Source organism: Pseudomonas hunanensis, from assembly GCF_013393325.1.
In the GTDB taxonomy this organism is placed as follows: domain Bacteria; phylum Pseudomonadota; class Gammaproteobacteria; order Pseudomonadales; family Pseudomonadaceae; genus Aquipseudomonas; species Aquipseudomonas putida_P.
Genome location: NZ_QJRC01000070.1, coordinates 127,440 through 140,758 on the forward strand (window position 1 = coordinate 127,440; position 13,319 = coordinate 140,758).

The following is a 13,319-nucleotide window of genomic DNA, read 5'->3' on the forward strand; positions in this document are numbered from 1 at the left end:
CTTGTTGGTCGACTTCCGAGGAGCAGTTGTGATGGAAATCCGCACGCCAAACCGCCTGCCTTTCCATCGCTGGGCGGTTTTTCCGGTACTGCTGGCTCAATTCGTCGTACTGCTGCTGGCAACCTTGGTGTTGTGGCAGTGGAAAGGGGCGGTCAGTGGATATTCAGGCCTTTGCGGAGGTTTGATTGCCTGGCTGCCCAATGTGTATTTCGCCTGGAAGGCTTTTCGCTTCAGCGGGGCTCGGGCGGCACAAGCCATCGTCAAGTCGTTTTACGCTGGCGAGGCAGGCAAGATGATTTTGACGGCAGTGCTTTTTGCACTGACCTTCGCAGGAGTGAAGCCACTGGCGCCGTTAGCAGTATTCGGCGTCTTCGTGTTGACCCTTTTGGTCAGCTGGTTCGCGCCCCTGCTGATGAATAAAAGACTTTCGAGACCTTAGGGCGTTTGAGGCAACCATGGCAGCAGAAACCGCTTCGGGCTATATCCAGCACCACTTGCAGAACCTGACCTACGGTCAACTACCAGACGGCAGCTGGGGCTTCGCCCATTCGGCTGCAGAAGCCAAGGCAATGGGCTTCTGGGCGTTCCACCTGGACACCCTGGGTTGGTCCGTCGCGCTGGGTCTGATCTTCCTGTTCATCTTCCGCATGGCGGCCAAGAAGGCGACTTCCGGCCAGCCTGGCGGCCTGCAGAACTTCGTTGAAGTGATGGTGGACTTCGTCAACGGCAGCGTGAAGGACTCCTTCCACGGCCGTAGCCCGGTGATTGCACCGCTGGCGCTGACCATTTTCGTCTGGGTATTCCTGATGAACGCCGTCGACCTGGTACCGGTCGACTGGATTCCTCAGCTGGCCATCCTGATCTCCGGTGACCCGCACATTCCGTTCCGCGCCGTGTCGACCACCGACCCGAACGCGACCCTGGCCATGGCCTTCTGCGTGTTCGCCCTGATCATCTTCTACAGCATCAAGGTCAAGGGCCTGGGCGGCTTCATCGGTGAGCTGACCCTGCACCCGTTCGGCAGCAAGAACATCTTCGTGCAGATCCTGCTGATTCCGGTCAACTTCCTGCTGGAATTCGTCACCCTGATCGCCAAGCCGATCTCGCTGGCACTGCGTCTGTTCGGCAACATGTATGCCGGCGAGCTGGTGTTCATCCTGATCGCTGTAATGTTCGGCTCCGGCCTGCTGTGGCTCAGCGGCCTGGGTGTGGTGCTGCAATGGGCGTGGGCTGTGTTCCACATCCTGATCATCACCCTGCAAGCTTTCATCTTCATGATGCTGACCATCGTCTACCTGTCGATGGCCCACGAAGATAACCATTAAGACCGCCTGGCGTGTCTGATAGCCTTCCCCGCCTGTTCGGGGGGAGGGCTTAAAAAGTCCGCAAGGGCATGCTGTACCAAACGATTTGTTTTACCGCTTCAAACTAAAAACCTAACCAATACGACGTAAAAGTCGGGAGGAAAGATGGAAACTGTAGTTGGTCTGACCGCTATCGCTGTTGCTCTGCTGATCGGCCTGGGTGCTCTGGGTACCGCCATTGGTTTCGGCCTGCTGGGCGGCAAATTCCTGGAAGGCGCTGCTCGTCAGCCAGAAATGGTTCCGATGCTGCAGGTCAAAATGTTCATCGTTGCCGGTCTGCTCGACGCCGTAACCATGATCGGTGTTGGTATCGCTCTGTTCTTCACCTTCGCGAATCCGTTCGTTGGTCAGATCGCCGGCTAATCACTCGTCACCACGAGTTGATGGCTGTATGAATAAAGACCGAGCGAGGTGTTGGCGTGAACATTAATGCAACCCTGATTGGCCAATCCGTTGCTTTTCTGATTTTTGTACTCTTCTGCATGAAGTATGTATGGCCTCCGGTCATCACTGCCCTGCAAGAGCGCCAAAAGAAGATTGCCGACGGCTTGGACGCTGCCAACCGCGCAGCTCGCGACCTGGAGCTGGCCCAAGAGAAAGCGGGTCAGCAACTGCGTGAAGCTAAAGCACAGGCAGCCGAAATCATTGAGCAAAGCAAGAAGCGCGCTGCTCAGCTTGTCGAGGAAGCCCGTGACCAGGCCCGCGTCGAAGCTGACCGTGTGAAGGCTCAGGCTCTGGCCGAGATCGAACAGGAACTGAACAGCGCTAAAGACGCCCTGCGTGCCCAAGTGGGTGCTCTGGCTGTTGGTGGTGCTGAAAAGATCCTTGGCGCCACAATCGATCAAAACGCGCATGCGGAGCTGGTTAACAAACTGGCCGCTGAAATTTAAGCGAGGGCGATCATGGCAGAACTGACCACGTTGGCCCGACCTTACGCTAAGGCTGCCTTTGAGCATGCCCAGGCCCATCAGCAACTGGCCAATTGGTCAGCCATGCTCGGCCTGGCTGCTGCGGTGTCGCAAGACGACACCATGCAGCGCCTGCTCAAGGCCCCGCGACTGACGAGCGCAGAAAAGGCCGCCACGTTCATTGACGTGTGCGGTGACAAGTTCAATGCACAGGCACAGAATTTCATTCATGTTGCCGCGGAAAACGACCGTCTCCTGCTTCTGCCGGAGATTGCCGCTCTGTTCGACCTGTACAAGGCCGAGCAAGAGAAATCCGTGGACGTGGAAGTCACCAGTGCCTTCGCGTTGAACCAAGAACAGCAAGACAAACTCGCCAAGGTTCTCAGTGCACGGTTAGGCCAGGAAGTGCGCCTGCACGCGTCGGAGGATGCCAGCCTGATTGGCGGCGTCGTCATCCGCGCTGGTGACCTGGTAATCGATGGCTCTGTTCGCGGCAAGATCGCGAAACTGGCCGAAGCATTGAAATCTTGAGTTTGAAGGGGCAGCAGAGCAATGCAGCAACTCAATCCTTCCGAAATTAGTGAAATCATCAAGGGCCGCATCGACAACCTCGATGTGAGCTCCCAAGCCCGTAACGAAGGTACCGTTGTTTCGGTTTCCGACGGTATCGTGCGGATCCACGGTCTGGCCGACGTCATGTACGGCGAAATGATCGAGTTCCCGGGCGGCGTCTACGGCATGGCCCTGAACCTGGAGCAAGACTCCGTAGGTGCAGTGATCCTGGGTGCATACGACACCCTCGCCGAAGGCATGAGCGCCAAGTGCACCGGCCGCATCCTGGAAGTTCCGGTTGGTAAGGAACTGCTGGGTCGCGTCGTCGACGCACTGGGCAACCCGATCGACGGCAAAGGTCCTCTGGGCAACACCCAGACCGACGCGGTCGAAAAAGTTGCTCCAGGCGTGATCTGGCGTAAGTCGGTAGACCAGCCTGTACAGACTGGCTACAAATCCGTCGACGCCATGATCCCAGTCGGCCGTGGCCAGCGTGAGCTGATCATTGGCGACCGTCAGATCGGCAAGACCGCCATGGCCATCGACGCCATCATCAACCAGAAAGACTCCGGTATTTTCTGTGTTTATGTTGCTGTCGGCCAGAAGCGTTCCACCGTTGCCAACATCGTTCGCAAGCTGGAAGAAAACGGCGCCCTGGCCAACACCATCGTGGTAGTTGCCAGTGCTTCGGAATCCGCCGCACTGCAATTCCTGGCGCCATACGCCGGTTGCACCATGGGCGAGTTCTTCCGTGACCGCGGTGAAGACGCCCTGATCGTTTACGATGACCTGTCCAAGCAGGCCGTTGCCTACCGTCAGATCTCCCTGCTGCTGCGCCGTCCACCAGGACGTGAAGCGTACCCAGGCGACGTGTTCTATCTCCACTCCCGTCTGCTGGAGCGTGCATCGCGCGTTTCGGAAGAATACGTCGAGAAGTTCACCAACGGCGCTGTGACTGGCAAAACCGGTTCCCTGACCGCTCTGCCGATCATCGAAACCCAGGCTGGCGACGTTTCCGCGTTCGTTCCGACCAACGTGATTTCCATCACCGACGGTCAGATCTTCCTGGAATCGGCCATGTTCAACTCGGGCATCCGCCCTGCAGTGAACGCCGGTGTTTCGGTATCCCGTGTAGGTGGTGCCGCTCAGACCAAGATCATCAAGAAGCTGTCCGGTGGTATTCGTACCGCACTGGCTCAGTACCGTGAACTGGCTGCATTCGCCCAGTTCGCTTCCGATCTGGACGAAGCGACCCGCAAGCAGCTGGAGCATGGTCAGCGCGTAACCGAGCTGATGAAGCAGAAGCAGTACGCGCCGATGTCCATCGCGGACATGGCTCTGTCGCTGTACGCCGCTGAGCGTGGCTTCCTGACCGACGTAGAAGTCTCCAAGATCGGCAGCTTCGAGCAAGCACTGATCGCCTTCTTCAACCGTGATCACGCTGAACTGATGGCGAAGATCAACGTGAAGGGTGACTTCAACGACGAAATCGACGCAGGCCTGAAAGCCGGTATCGAGAAGTTCAAGGCCACCCAGACCTGGTAAGCCGCAGCGGGGGCTCTGGCCCCCGCTTGCTAACCTGATAGGTGATACATGGCAGGCGCAAAAGAGATTCGCAGTAAGATTGCGAGCATCAAAAGCACGCAAAAAATTACCAGCGCCATGGAGAAAGTGGCGGTCAGCAAGATGCGCAGGGCACAACTGCGCATGGCTGCTAGCCGTCCTTACGCGGAGCGTATCCGCCAGGTGATCGGTCATCTGGCCAACGCCAACCCGGAATACCGTCACCCGTTCATGATCGAGCGCCCTGTAAAGCGCGCCGGTTATATCGTGGTGAGCAGTGACCGTGGTCTGTGCGGTGGCTTGAATACCAACCTGTTCAAGGCCCTGGTCAAGGACATGAACGAAAACCGCGAACAGGGCGTGGAAATCGACCTGTGCGTGATCGGCAGCAAGGGTGCGACTTTCTTCCGCATCTTTGGCGGTAACGTCGTAGCCGCGATCAGCCACCTGGGCGAAGAGCCATCGATCAACGATTTGATCGGCTCCGTCAAAGTGATGCTGGACGCCTACCTCGACGGCCGTATCGATCGCCTCTCGGTGGTTTCGAACAAGTTCATCAACACCATGACCCAGAAGCCAACGGTCGAGCAATTGGTACCGTTGGTGGCAACCCCGGATCAGGATCTCAAGCATCACTGGGATTACTTGTACGAACCCGACGCAAAAGAGCTGCTGGACGGCTTGATGGTGCGTTACGTGGAGTCGCAGGTGTACCAGGCGGTGGTCGAGAACAACGCTGCTGAACAAGCGGCCCGGATGATCGCCATGAAGAACGCCACAGACAACGCCGGTGATTTGATCAAAGAGCTTCAGTTGATCTACAACAAGGCGCGTCAGGCTGCGATCACCCAGGAGATCTCGGAAATCGTCGGCGGCGCTGCCGCGGTTTAACGGTTCACATATTCAGAGGATCCAGCTATGAGTAGCGGACGTATCGTTCAAATCATCGGCGCCGTCATCGACGTGGAATTCCCACGTGACGTCGTGCCGAGTGTATACAACGCGCTGAAAGTACAAGGCGCGGAAACCACCCTGGAAGTTCAGCAGCAGCTGGGCGATGGCGTGGTTCGTACCATTGCGATGGGCTCGACCGAAGGCCTGAAGCGTGGTCTGGATGTCGTCGACACCGGCGCTGCCATTTCCGTTCCTGTTGGTAAGGCCACTCTGGGCCGTATCATGGACGTACTGGGCAACCCGATCGACGAAGCCGGCCCGATCGGCGAAGAAGAGCGTCGCGGTATCCACCAGCCAGCGCCTTCGTTCGCTGACCAGGCAGGCGGCAACGACCTGCTGGAAACTGGCATCAAGGTTATCGACCTGGTTTGCCCGTTCGCCAAGGGTGGTAAAGTTGGTCTGTTCGGTGGTGCCGGTGTCGGCAAGACCGTAAACATGATGGAACTGATCCGTAACATCGCCATGGAACACAGCGGTTACTCCGTGTTCGCTGGTGTGGGTGAGCGTACTCGTGAGGGTAACGACTTCTACCACGAGATGAAGGACTCCAACGTTCTCGACAAAGTAGCGCTGGTCTACGGTCAGATGAACGAGCCACCAGGAAACCGTCTGCGCGTAGCGCTGACCGGCCTGACCATGGCTGAGAAGTTCCGTGACGAAGGTAACGACGTTCTGCTGTTCGTCGACAACATCTATCGTTACACCCTGGCCGGTACTGAAGTATCCGCACTGCTGGGCCGTATGCCTTCGGCAGTAGGTTACCAGCCGACCCTGGCTGAAGAGATGGGCGTTCTGCAAGAGCGCATCACCTCCACCAAGGAAGGTTCGATCACCTCCGTACAGGCCGTATACGTACCTGCGGACGACTTGACCGACCCGTCGCCAGCGACCACCTTCGCCCACTTGGACGCCACCGTCGTTCTGTCCCGTGACATCGCCTCCCTGGGTATCTACCCAGCAGTCGACCCACTGGACTCGACTTCGCGCCAGCTGGACCCGAACGTGATCGGCAACGAGCACTACGACACCGCTCGTGGCGTTCAGTATGTTCTGCAGCGTTACAAAGAGCTGAAGGACATCATCGCGATCCTGGGTATGGACGAACTGTCCGAAGACGACAAGCAACTGGTAGCCCGCGCTCGTAAGATCCAGCGCTTCCTGTCGCAGCCGTTCTTCGTGGCCGAAGTCTTCACCGGTTCGCCAGGCAAGTACGTTTCCCTGAAAGACACCATCGCTGGCTTCAGCGGCATCCTCAAAGGTGACTACGACCACCTGCCAGAACAAGCGTTCTACATGGTCGGCAGCATCGACGAAGCGATCGAGAAAGCCAAGAAACTGTAATTCCTGCGCCCCGCAAGGGGCGCTATCAGGTTGAGGCAAGCAGATGGCTATGACAGTCCATTGCGATATCGTCAGCGCGGAAGGAGAGATCTTCTCCGGCCTGGTCGAGATGGTAGTAGCGCACGGTAACCTGGGTGATCTTGGTATCGCTCCGGGCCACGCGCCGCTGATCACCAATCTCAAGCCTGGTCCGATCACGCTGACCAAGCAGGGTGGCACCCAAGAGGTGTTCTACATCTCTGGTGGCTTCCTCGAGGTTCAGCCGAACATGGTCAAGGTGCTTGCCGATACCGTGCAACGTGCTGCAGACCTGGATGAAGCGCAAGCTCAGGAAGCCCTCAAGGCTGCCGAGAACGCCCTGAATCTGAAAGGCGCGGACTTCGACTACGGTGCCGCCGCCGCACGTCTGGCCGAGGCCGCAGCCCAGCTGCGTACCGTTCAGCAAATGCGCAAAGGCAAGTAATTGGCCTTTGGCTGATCACTTCTATTGCGATTGAGTAAAAGGGTAGCCTCGGCTACCCTTTTTCTTTTTCTGTTTTCTCCCCCGGTCTTTCACTGACCGCCCAGGATTGGTAGCCAGTAATGTCACTCGATATCGTTATTCTCGCCGCCGGCCAAGGTACCCGCATGCGTTCGGCGCTGCCCAAGGTGCTGCACCCGGTAGCCGGCAACTCCATGCTCGGCCATGTTATCCACAGCGCACGTCAACTGCAGCCACAAGGTATTCACGTGGTCATTGGCCATGGCGCCGAGCTGGTTCGCGAGCGCCTGGCCGCTGACGACCTGAATTTCGTCATGCAGGATAAACAGCTGGGTACCGGCCATGCTGTTGCCCAGGCTTTGCCAGCGCTGACCGCCGATACCGTGCTGGTGCTGTACGGCGATGTGCCGTTGATCGAAGTGGAGACCCTGCAGCGTTTGTTGGCCAAAGCCAATGATCAGCAACTGGGCCTGCTTACGGTCACGCTCGAAGACCCGACCGGCTATGGTCGTATCGTGCGTGACGAGCAAGGCCAGGTGACTGCCATCGTTGAGCACAAGGACGCCAACGATGCACAGAAAGCCATCAAGGAAGGCAACACCGGTATTCTGGCGTTGCCAGCCGCGCGCCTGGCCGACTGGATGGGCCGCCTGTCGAACAACAACGCCCAGGGCGAGTACTACCTGACCGACGTCATCGCCATGGCGGTGGCTGACGGCCTGGTGGTGGCCACCGAGCAGCCACACGACCCGATGGAAGTGCAGGGCGCCAACGACCGTCGCCAGCTGTCCGAGCTGGAGCGTCACTACCAACTGCGTGAAGGCCGCCGCCTGATGGCCCAGGGCGTGACCCTGCGCGACCCGGCGCGCTTCGATGTACGGGGTGAAGTGACCGTTGGTCGTGACGTGCTCATCGACATCAACGTGATTCTCGAAGGCAAGGTGGTCATCGAGGACGATGTTCAGATCGGCCCTAACTGCGTCATCAAGAACACCACGCTGCGCAAAGGCGCGGTGGTCAAGGCCAACAGCCACCTCGAAGGCGCTGTGATGGGCGAGGGCAGCGATGCCGGCCCGTTCGCCCGCCTGCGCCCGGGCAGCGTACTGGACGCAAAGGCCCATGTGGGTAACTTCGTCGAACTGAAAAACGCACACCTGGGTGAAGGCGCCAAGGCCGGTCACCTGACTTACCTGGGCGATGCTGAAATCGGTGCGCGCACCAACATCGGCGCCGGCACCATCACCTGCAACTACGATGGCGCCAACAAGTTCAAGACGGTGATGGGCGAGGACGTGTTCATCGGTTCGAACAACTCGCTGGTGGCGCCTGTGGAAATCAAGGCCGGCGCGACCACCGCAGCCGGTTCGACCATTACCCAGACGGTTGAAGCTGGCGACCTGGCGGTGGCCCGTGCACGCCAGCGCAACATCTCGGGTTGGAAGCGCCCGGAGAAAACCAAGAAGAGCTGAGTTATTCACAGCTGTTTCGATCCAAAGCCGACCTATGTGAATAAGTCGGCTTTTTTATTGGGCTATTGGTAATCCCTTGTAGGAGCGGCCTTGTGTCGCGATGGGCCGCAACGCGGCCCCTTGGATTTCGAGGTGAACCTGAAATTGCCGGGGCTGCTTTGCAGCCCATCGCGACACAAGGCCGCTCCTACAGGGACCCTGCCAAAAGCAGAAGAAATTATCCACAGGGCAGCTACTGCTTGACGAGACGAGCGTCTTAGGTTTTGATTGCAACCATTATCTTTCGAAACGAAACTTAAGAGCTCATGTCGAAACGAAACACACCGCAGCGGCGGCACAACATCCTGGCTTTGCTCAGCGAGCAGGGCGAGGTGAGCGTGGACGCCTTGGCCAAGCGTTTCGAAACTTCGGAAGTGACCATTCGCAAAGACCTCGCCGCCCTCGAAACCAACGGCCTGTTGCTGCGCCGCTACGGCGGCGCGGTACCGGTGCCGCAAGAACTGCTCGGTGAGCCGGCCCAGCCTGTGTCTTCCTATAAGAAGGCCATTGCGCGTGCCGCCGTCGGGCGAATCCGCGAACATGCGCGCATCATCATCGACAGCGGCAGCACCACGGCAGCCATGATCCCCGAACTGGGGCGCCAGCCGGGCTTGGTAGTAATGACCAATTCGCTGAATGTAGCCCGTGCCATTTGCGACCTCGAACACGAGCCGGTACTGCTGATGACCGGTGGCACCTGGGACCCGCATTCCGAATCATTCCAGGGCCAAGTCGCCGAGCAGGTACTGCGCTCTTACGATTTCGACCAGCTGTTCATCGGTGCCGACGGCATCGACCTCGGCCGGGGTACTACTACCTTCAACGAGCTGCTTGGGCTCAGTCGGGTCATGGCCGAAGTTGCCCGTGAAGTGATCGTGATGGTCGAGTCGGACAAGGTGGGGCGCAAGATCCCTAACCTCGAGCTGCCCTGGGGCAGCGTACATACCCTTATTACAGATGAACGCCTGCCTGCAGCGGCACGCGAACAAATTCAAGCCCGCGGCATCAACCTGATCTGCGCCGCGATCAGCCAGGAGCAATAAAACATGTGTGGAATCGTTGGTGCCGTCGCCGAGCGCAATATCACAGCCATCCTGATCGAAGGCCTCAAGCGTCTTGAGTACCGCGGGTACGACAGCGCCGGCCTGGCGGTTCTCACCCAGAACGGTGAATTGCAGCGCCGCCGCCGCATTGGCAAGGTCAGCGAGCTGGAAGCTGCGGTTGCTGCTGAGCCACTGGCAGGCCAGCTGGGTATCGCCCACACCCGTTGGGCTACCCATGGTGCGCCGACCGAAGGCAACGCCCACCCGCACTTCTCGGGCGATGAAGTGGCTGTGGTGCACAATGGCATCATCGAAAACCACGAAGAGCTGCGTGAAGAGCTGAAAGGCCTGGGCTACATCTTCACGTCCCAGACCGACACCGAAGTCATCGTTCACCTGATCCACCACACCCTTAAGAGCATTCCGGACCTGGCCGACGCGCTGAAAGCAGCGGTGAAGCGCCTGCATGGTGCCTATGGCCTGGCGCTGATCAGCGCCAAGCAGCCTGACCGCCTGGTAGCTGCACGCAGCGGCAGCCCGCTGGTTATCGGTCTGGGCCTGGGTGAAAACTTCCTGGCGTCCGACCAGTTGGCGCTGCGTCAGGTCACCGACCGCTTCATGTACCTGGAAGAAGGCGACATCGCTGAAATCCGCCGTGATCAGGTCACCATCTGGGACCAGCAAGGCAACAAGGTCCAGCGCGAAACCGTGCAGTACCATGAAGGCGCCGAAGCTGCCGACAAGGGCAACTATCGCCACTTCATGCTCAAGGAAATCCACGAGCAGCCAAGCGTTGTTCAGCGCACCCTGGAAGGCCGTCTGGGCAAGGACAACGTGCTAGTCCAGGCTTTCGGCCCGAAGGCTGCCGAACTGTTCGCCAAAGTGCGCAACGTGCAGATCGTCGCCTGTGGCACCAGCTACCACGCGGGTATGGTCGCCCGTTACTGGCTGGAAAGCCTGGCTGGCATCCCGTGCCAAGTGGAAGTGGCCAGCGAATTCCGTTACCGCAAGGTGGTGGTGCAGCCGGATACTTTGTTCGTCTCCATCTCGCAATCCGGTGAAACCGCCGACACCCTGGCCGCGCTGCGCAACGCCAAGGAGCTGGGTTTCCTCGGCAGCCTGGCGATCTGCAACGTGGGCATCAGCTCGTTGGTGCGTGAGTCGGACCTGACCCTGCTGACCTTGGCCGGCCCTGAAATCGGCGTGGCCTCTACCAAAGCCTTCACTACCCAGCTGGTGTCGCTAATGCTGTTGACCCTGGCCCTTGGCCAGGTGCGCGGTACCCTGGAAGAGGGTGTCGAAGCCGAGCTGGTTGAAGAATTGCGTCGCCTGCCGACCCGCCTGGGCGAAGCCCTGGCCATGGATGCCACCGTCGAGAAAATCGCCGAGCTGTTCGCCGACAAGCACCACACCCTGTTCCTCGGCCGTGGTGCGCAGTACCCGGTGGCAATGGAAGGTGCGCTCAAACTCAAGGAAATCTCCTATATCCACGCCGAAGCCTACCCGGCGGGTGAGTTGAAGCACGGCCCATTGGCACTGGTGGACAATGACATGCCGGTGGTTACCGTCGCGCCGAACAACGAACTGCTGGAGAAGCTGAAGTCCAACCTGCAGGAAGTGCGTGCTCGCGGTGGTGAGTTGGTTGTGTTCGCCGACGAGCAGGCGGGCATGACCAATGGCGAAGGCACCCACGTGATCAAGGTGCCGCACATCGCTGACGCGCTGGCGCCGATCCTGTACACCATTCCACTGCAGTTGCTGTCGTACTACGTAGCCGTGCTCAAGGGTACTGACGTTGACCAGCCGCGTAACCTGGCCAAGTCGGTTACTGTCGAGTAAATAACGCTAAGTAATCGTTTCAAATGATCGTAAATATTAAAGTCTGTCTCTGAATATTAAAGTCTGTCTCGCTTGGAGCCTCTGTGGGCTCCAAGCGCAGATCCCGCTCTGCTGCCCCTCCGCTGCCTTGAAATCCTAGGTACTCCTCCTTGCTGCTCGCCATCCAACCGCACGAGTCTCTGCGTTCCTTTATCGAAAGGCATTTCTACCTGGCTCCACGCTCACCCGAGTCGATCAAGCTCAAGGAAATATCCAGGTACTACATGCGAGGACAGTCAATCGGGATTATTGCTGATCTGCTAGGCATGTCTGATACCTACGGATTCAATCGTCTGCTGCATGAACACACGAGTTATTCGCAGGTAGGTGTCTTTCCGGATTTCGACCAACGCAGCTATACCAGAAAAATTTATAAGGATTGCTATACGAGATTTGAGACAGAATGTCAGCTAGCTGGAATTTGCATAGATTGTGTAAAAGAAGACATTGAGTCGCTTGGTTTCCCTTACTGGAGACGTGACCACAGATATGTCTGAATCGCCCCTGGTTTCCTAGACACTCTCCAAGCTCAGAAAATAGCGTTTCTCATACTCTACTGGCGACAGCTGCATAGCACTGCTGTGTCTGCGCCTTGGGTTATAAAACATTTCAATGTAATCGAAAATATCACTTCGGGCTTCGTCACGTGTTGCGTAGATTTTTCGTCGGATTCGCTCCCGCTTCAAAAGCTGGAAAAAGCTTTCGGCTACGGCATTGTCGTGGCAATTTCCCCGCCGACTCATGCTGCTGATTATATTGTTGGCCTTCAAGAAGCTTTGCCAGTCTGAGCTACTGAATTGACTGCCTTGGTCTGAATGGATCATCACTTGCTGCCGTGGTTTGCGGCGCCACACGGCCATCAACATCGCGTCAAGCGCCAGGTCGCTGCACATGCGGGGCTTCATTGACCAGCCAATCACTTGGCGGGAAAACAGATCCAGGACTACCGCTAGGTACAGCCATCCTTCATAGGTGCGGATGTAAGTGATATCGGTTACCCAGACCTTATTCGGCTCACTGACTTTGAACTGCCGCGCGAGATGGTTGGGAGAGGCCACTGTTGGCTTTCCACCGTAAAACCCTGGACGCCGCCGATAGCCCGTTTGCGAACGCAACCCCTCTGCCTGCATCAAGCGTCCGACTCGATTGCGCCCGCATGTCTCTCCCAGCTCACGCAGGTCATCATGAATTTTGCGGTAGCCGTACACACCTCCGCTTTCGAGCCAAGCATGTTTGATCAAGCCAAGCAGACGATGATCTTCTTTTGCTCGGGCAGATTGAGGCTCGGTCAGCCAGGCGTAGTAGCCGCTGGGATGCACCTTTAGGGTTTGGCATAGGCGCCGCACCGGGTGATCCGTCGAGTGCTTCTTGATGAAGGCGTACTTCAGTTGCACTCCTTGGCAAAGTACGCGGCGGCCTTTTTTAAGATGTCTCGCTCTTCAGTCACGCGCTTGAGTTCTGCGCGAAGCTTGCGCAGTTCGGCTTGCTGCTCATCGTCTTGCTGACGCTGCTCTTGGGGTTTGCTGTAGAGCTTGATCCAGGCGTAGAGGCTGTGAACAGACATGCCCAGGCGCTGGGCAACATCGGCGACAGTCTTGCCTTTCTCGGTCACTTGCTTGACCGCTTCGATTTTGAATTCTTCGGGGTAACGCTGACGACTCATGACACCTCCTATTTGGGCCTCATTATGAGGCTTGGAGGTGTCTACGAAACCAGGGGCGATTCAG

13 protein-coding genes are annotated in these 13,319 nt (G+C 58.0%); 12 read left to right on the forward strand and 1 reads right to left on the reverse strand.

Translation table 11 applies throughout. The features are described 5' to 3' along the window. Nucleotides 1–31: 31 nt before the first annotated feature. From DM807_RS04290 to glmS, 12 genes are all read left to right on the forward strand, one after another. Nucleotides 32–439, forward strand: coding sequence for a F0F1 ATP synthase subunit I (locus DM807_RS04290; protein ID WP_008092225.1), 408 nt, complete (start codon nt 32–34; stop codon nt 437–439). A 16-nt stretch (nt 440–455) separates the two neighbouring features. Next, on the forward strand, nt 456–1,325 hold the full coding sequence (gene atpB / locus DM807_RS04295; RefSeq protein ID WP_003260030.1) for a F0F1 ATP synthase subunit A: 870 nt from the start codon (nt 456–458) through the stop codon (nt 1,323–1,325). 144 nt (nt 1,326–1,469) lie between these two features. Then, entirely contained in the window at nt 1,470–1,727 is a 258-nt protein-coding gene (gene atpE, locus DM807_RS04300) for a F0F1 ATP synthase subunit C (RefSeq protein WP_003097235.1), read from the forward strand. 56 nt (nt 1,728–1,783) lie between these two features. Continuing rightward, nucleotides 1,784–2,254 carry a F0F1 ATP synthase subunit B gene (locus DM807_RS04305; RefSeq protein ID WP_003260032.1) on the forward strand — a complete coding sequence of 157 codons (471 nt, stop codon included), beginning with the start codon at nt 1,784–1,786 and terminating at the stop codon, nt 2,252–2,254. A gap of 12 nt (nt 2,255–2,266) precedes the next feature. Next, entirely contained in the window at nt 2,267–2,803 is a 537-nt protein-coding gene (locus tag DM807_RS04310; RefSeq protein WP_003253191.1) for a F0F1 ATP synthase subunit delta, read from the forward strand. 21 nt (nt 2,804–2,824) lie between these two features. Next, entirely contained in the window at nt 2,825–4,369 is a 1,545-nt protein-coding gene (gene atpA, locus DM807_RS04315; protein WP_012274911.1) for a F0F1 ATP synthase subunit alpha, read from the forward strand. 48 nt (nt 4,370–4,417) lie between these two features. Further along, complete coding sequence (gene atpG / locus DM807_RS04320; RefSeq protein ID WP_012274910.1) at nt 4,418–5,278, forward strand: F0F1 ATP synthase subunit gamma; 861 nt, start codon at nt 4,418–4,420, stop codon at nt 5,276–5,278. Nucleotides 5,279–5,305: 27 nt separating this feature from the next. Beyond that, the gene (gene atpD / locus DM807_RS04325) at nt 5,306–6,682 is read left to right on the forward strand and encodes a F0F1 ATP synthase subunit beta (protein WP_012274909.1); all 1,377 of its coding nucleotides are present in this window, start codon (nt 5,306–5,308) and stop codon (nt 6,680–6,682) included. A gap of 43 nt (nt 6,683–6,725) precedes the next feature. After that, on the forward strand, nt 6,726–7,145 hold the full coding sequence (locus DM807_RS04330) for a F0F1 ATP synthase subunit epsilon (protein WP_012274908.1): 420 nt from the start codon (nt 6,726–6,728) through the stop codon (nt 7,143–7,145). Between the two features lie 119 nt (nt 7,146–7,264). Continuing rightward, nucleotides 7,265–8,632, forward strand: coding sequence for a bifunctional UDP-N-acetylglucosamine diphosphorylase/glucosamine-1-phosphate N-acetyltransferase GlmU (glmU, locus tag DM807_RS04335; RefSeq protein WP_060493253.1), 1,368 nt, complete (start codon nt 7,265–7,267; stop codon nt 8,630–8,632). Nucleotides 8,633–8,937: 305 nt separating this feature from the next. Further along, nucleotides 8,938–9,714, forward strand: a complete 777-nt coding sequence (locus DM807_RS04340; RefSeq protein ID WP_012274906.1) for a DeoR/GlpR family DNA-binding transcription regulator — start codon at nt 8,938–8,940, stop codon at nt 9,712–9,714. A 3-nt stretch (nt 9,715–9,717) separates the two neighbouring features. Continuing rightward, nucleotides 9,718–11,553 (forward strand): glutamine--fructose-6-phosphate transaminase (isomerizing), encoded by a 1,836-nt coding sequence (glmS, locus tag DM807_RS04345; protein WP_012274905.1) that lies wholly within the window; start codon nt 9,718–9,720, stop codon nt 11,551–11,553. Between the two features lie 551 nt (nt 11,554–12,104). Here the strand turns inward: glmS and DM807_RS04350 are convergent. Continuing rightward, nucleotides 12,105–13,255 (reverse strand): IS3-like element ISPpu22 family transposase gene (locus DM807_RS04350; RefSeq protein WP_085985440.1). Its coding sequence is split into 2 segments (ribosomal slippage): nt 12,105–13,021 and nt 13,021–13,255, totalling 1,152 coding nucleotides; the frame shifts between segments, so codons are not numbered across the junction. Nucleotides 13,256–13,319 lie beyond the last annotated feature (64 nt).

Coding starts and splice junctions, on each gene's coding strand:
- atpB (WP_003260030.1), top strand. CDS start 456: ATGGCAGCAGAAACCGCTTCGGGCTATATCCAGCACCACTTGCAGAAC.
- DM807_RS04330 (WP_012274908.1), top strand. CDS start 6,726: ATGGCTATGACAGTCCATTGCGATATCGTCAGCGCGGAAGGAGAGATC.
- atpG (WP_012274910.1), top strand. CDS start 4,418: ATGGCAGGCGCAAAAGAGATTCGCAGTAAGATTGCGAGCATCAAAAGC.
- atpD (WP_012274909.1), top strand. CDS start 5,306: ATGAGTAGCGGACGTATCGTTCAAATCATCGGCGCCGTCATCGACGTG.
- atpE (WP_003097235.1), top strand. CDS start 1,470: ATGGAAACTGTAGTTGGTCTGACCGCTATCGCTGTTGCTCTGCTGATC.
- DM807_RS04340 (WP_012274906.1), top strand. CDS start 8,938: ATGTCGAAACGAAACACACCGCAGCGGCGGCACAACATCCTGGCTTTG.
- DM807_RS04310 (WP_003253191.1), top strand. CDS start 2,267: ATGGCAGAACTGACCACGTTGGCCCGACCTTACGCTAAGGCTGCCTTT.
- DM807_RS04290 (WP_008092225.1), top strand. CDS start 32: ATGGAAATCCGCACGCCAAACCGCCTGCCTTTCCATCGCTGGGCGGTT.
- glmS (WP_012274905.1), top strand. CDS start 9,718: ATGTGTGGAATCGTTGGTGCCGTCGCCGAGCGCAATATCACAGCCATC.
- atpA (WP_012274911.1), top strand. CDS start 2,825: ATGCAGCAACTCAATCCTTCCGAAATTAGTGAAATCATCAAGGGCCGC.
- glmU (WP_060493253.1), top strand. CDS start 7,265: ATGTCACTCGATATCGTTATTCTCGCCGCCGGCCAAGGTACCCGCATG.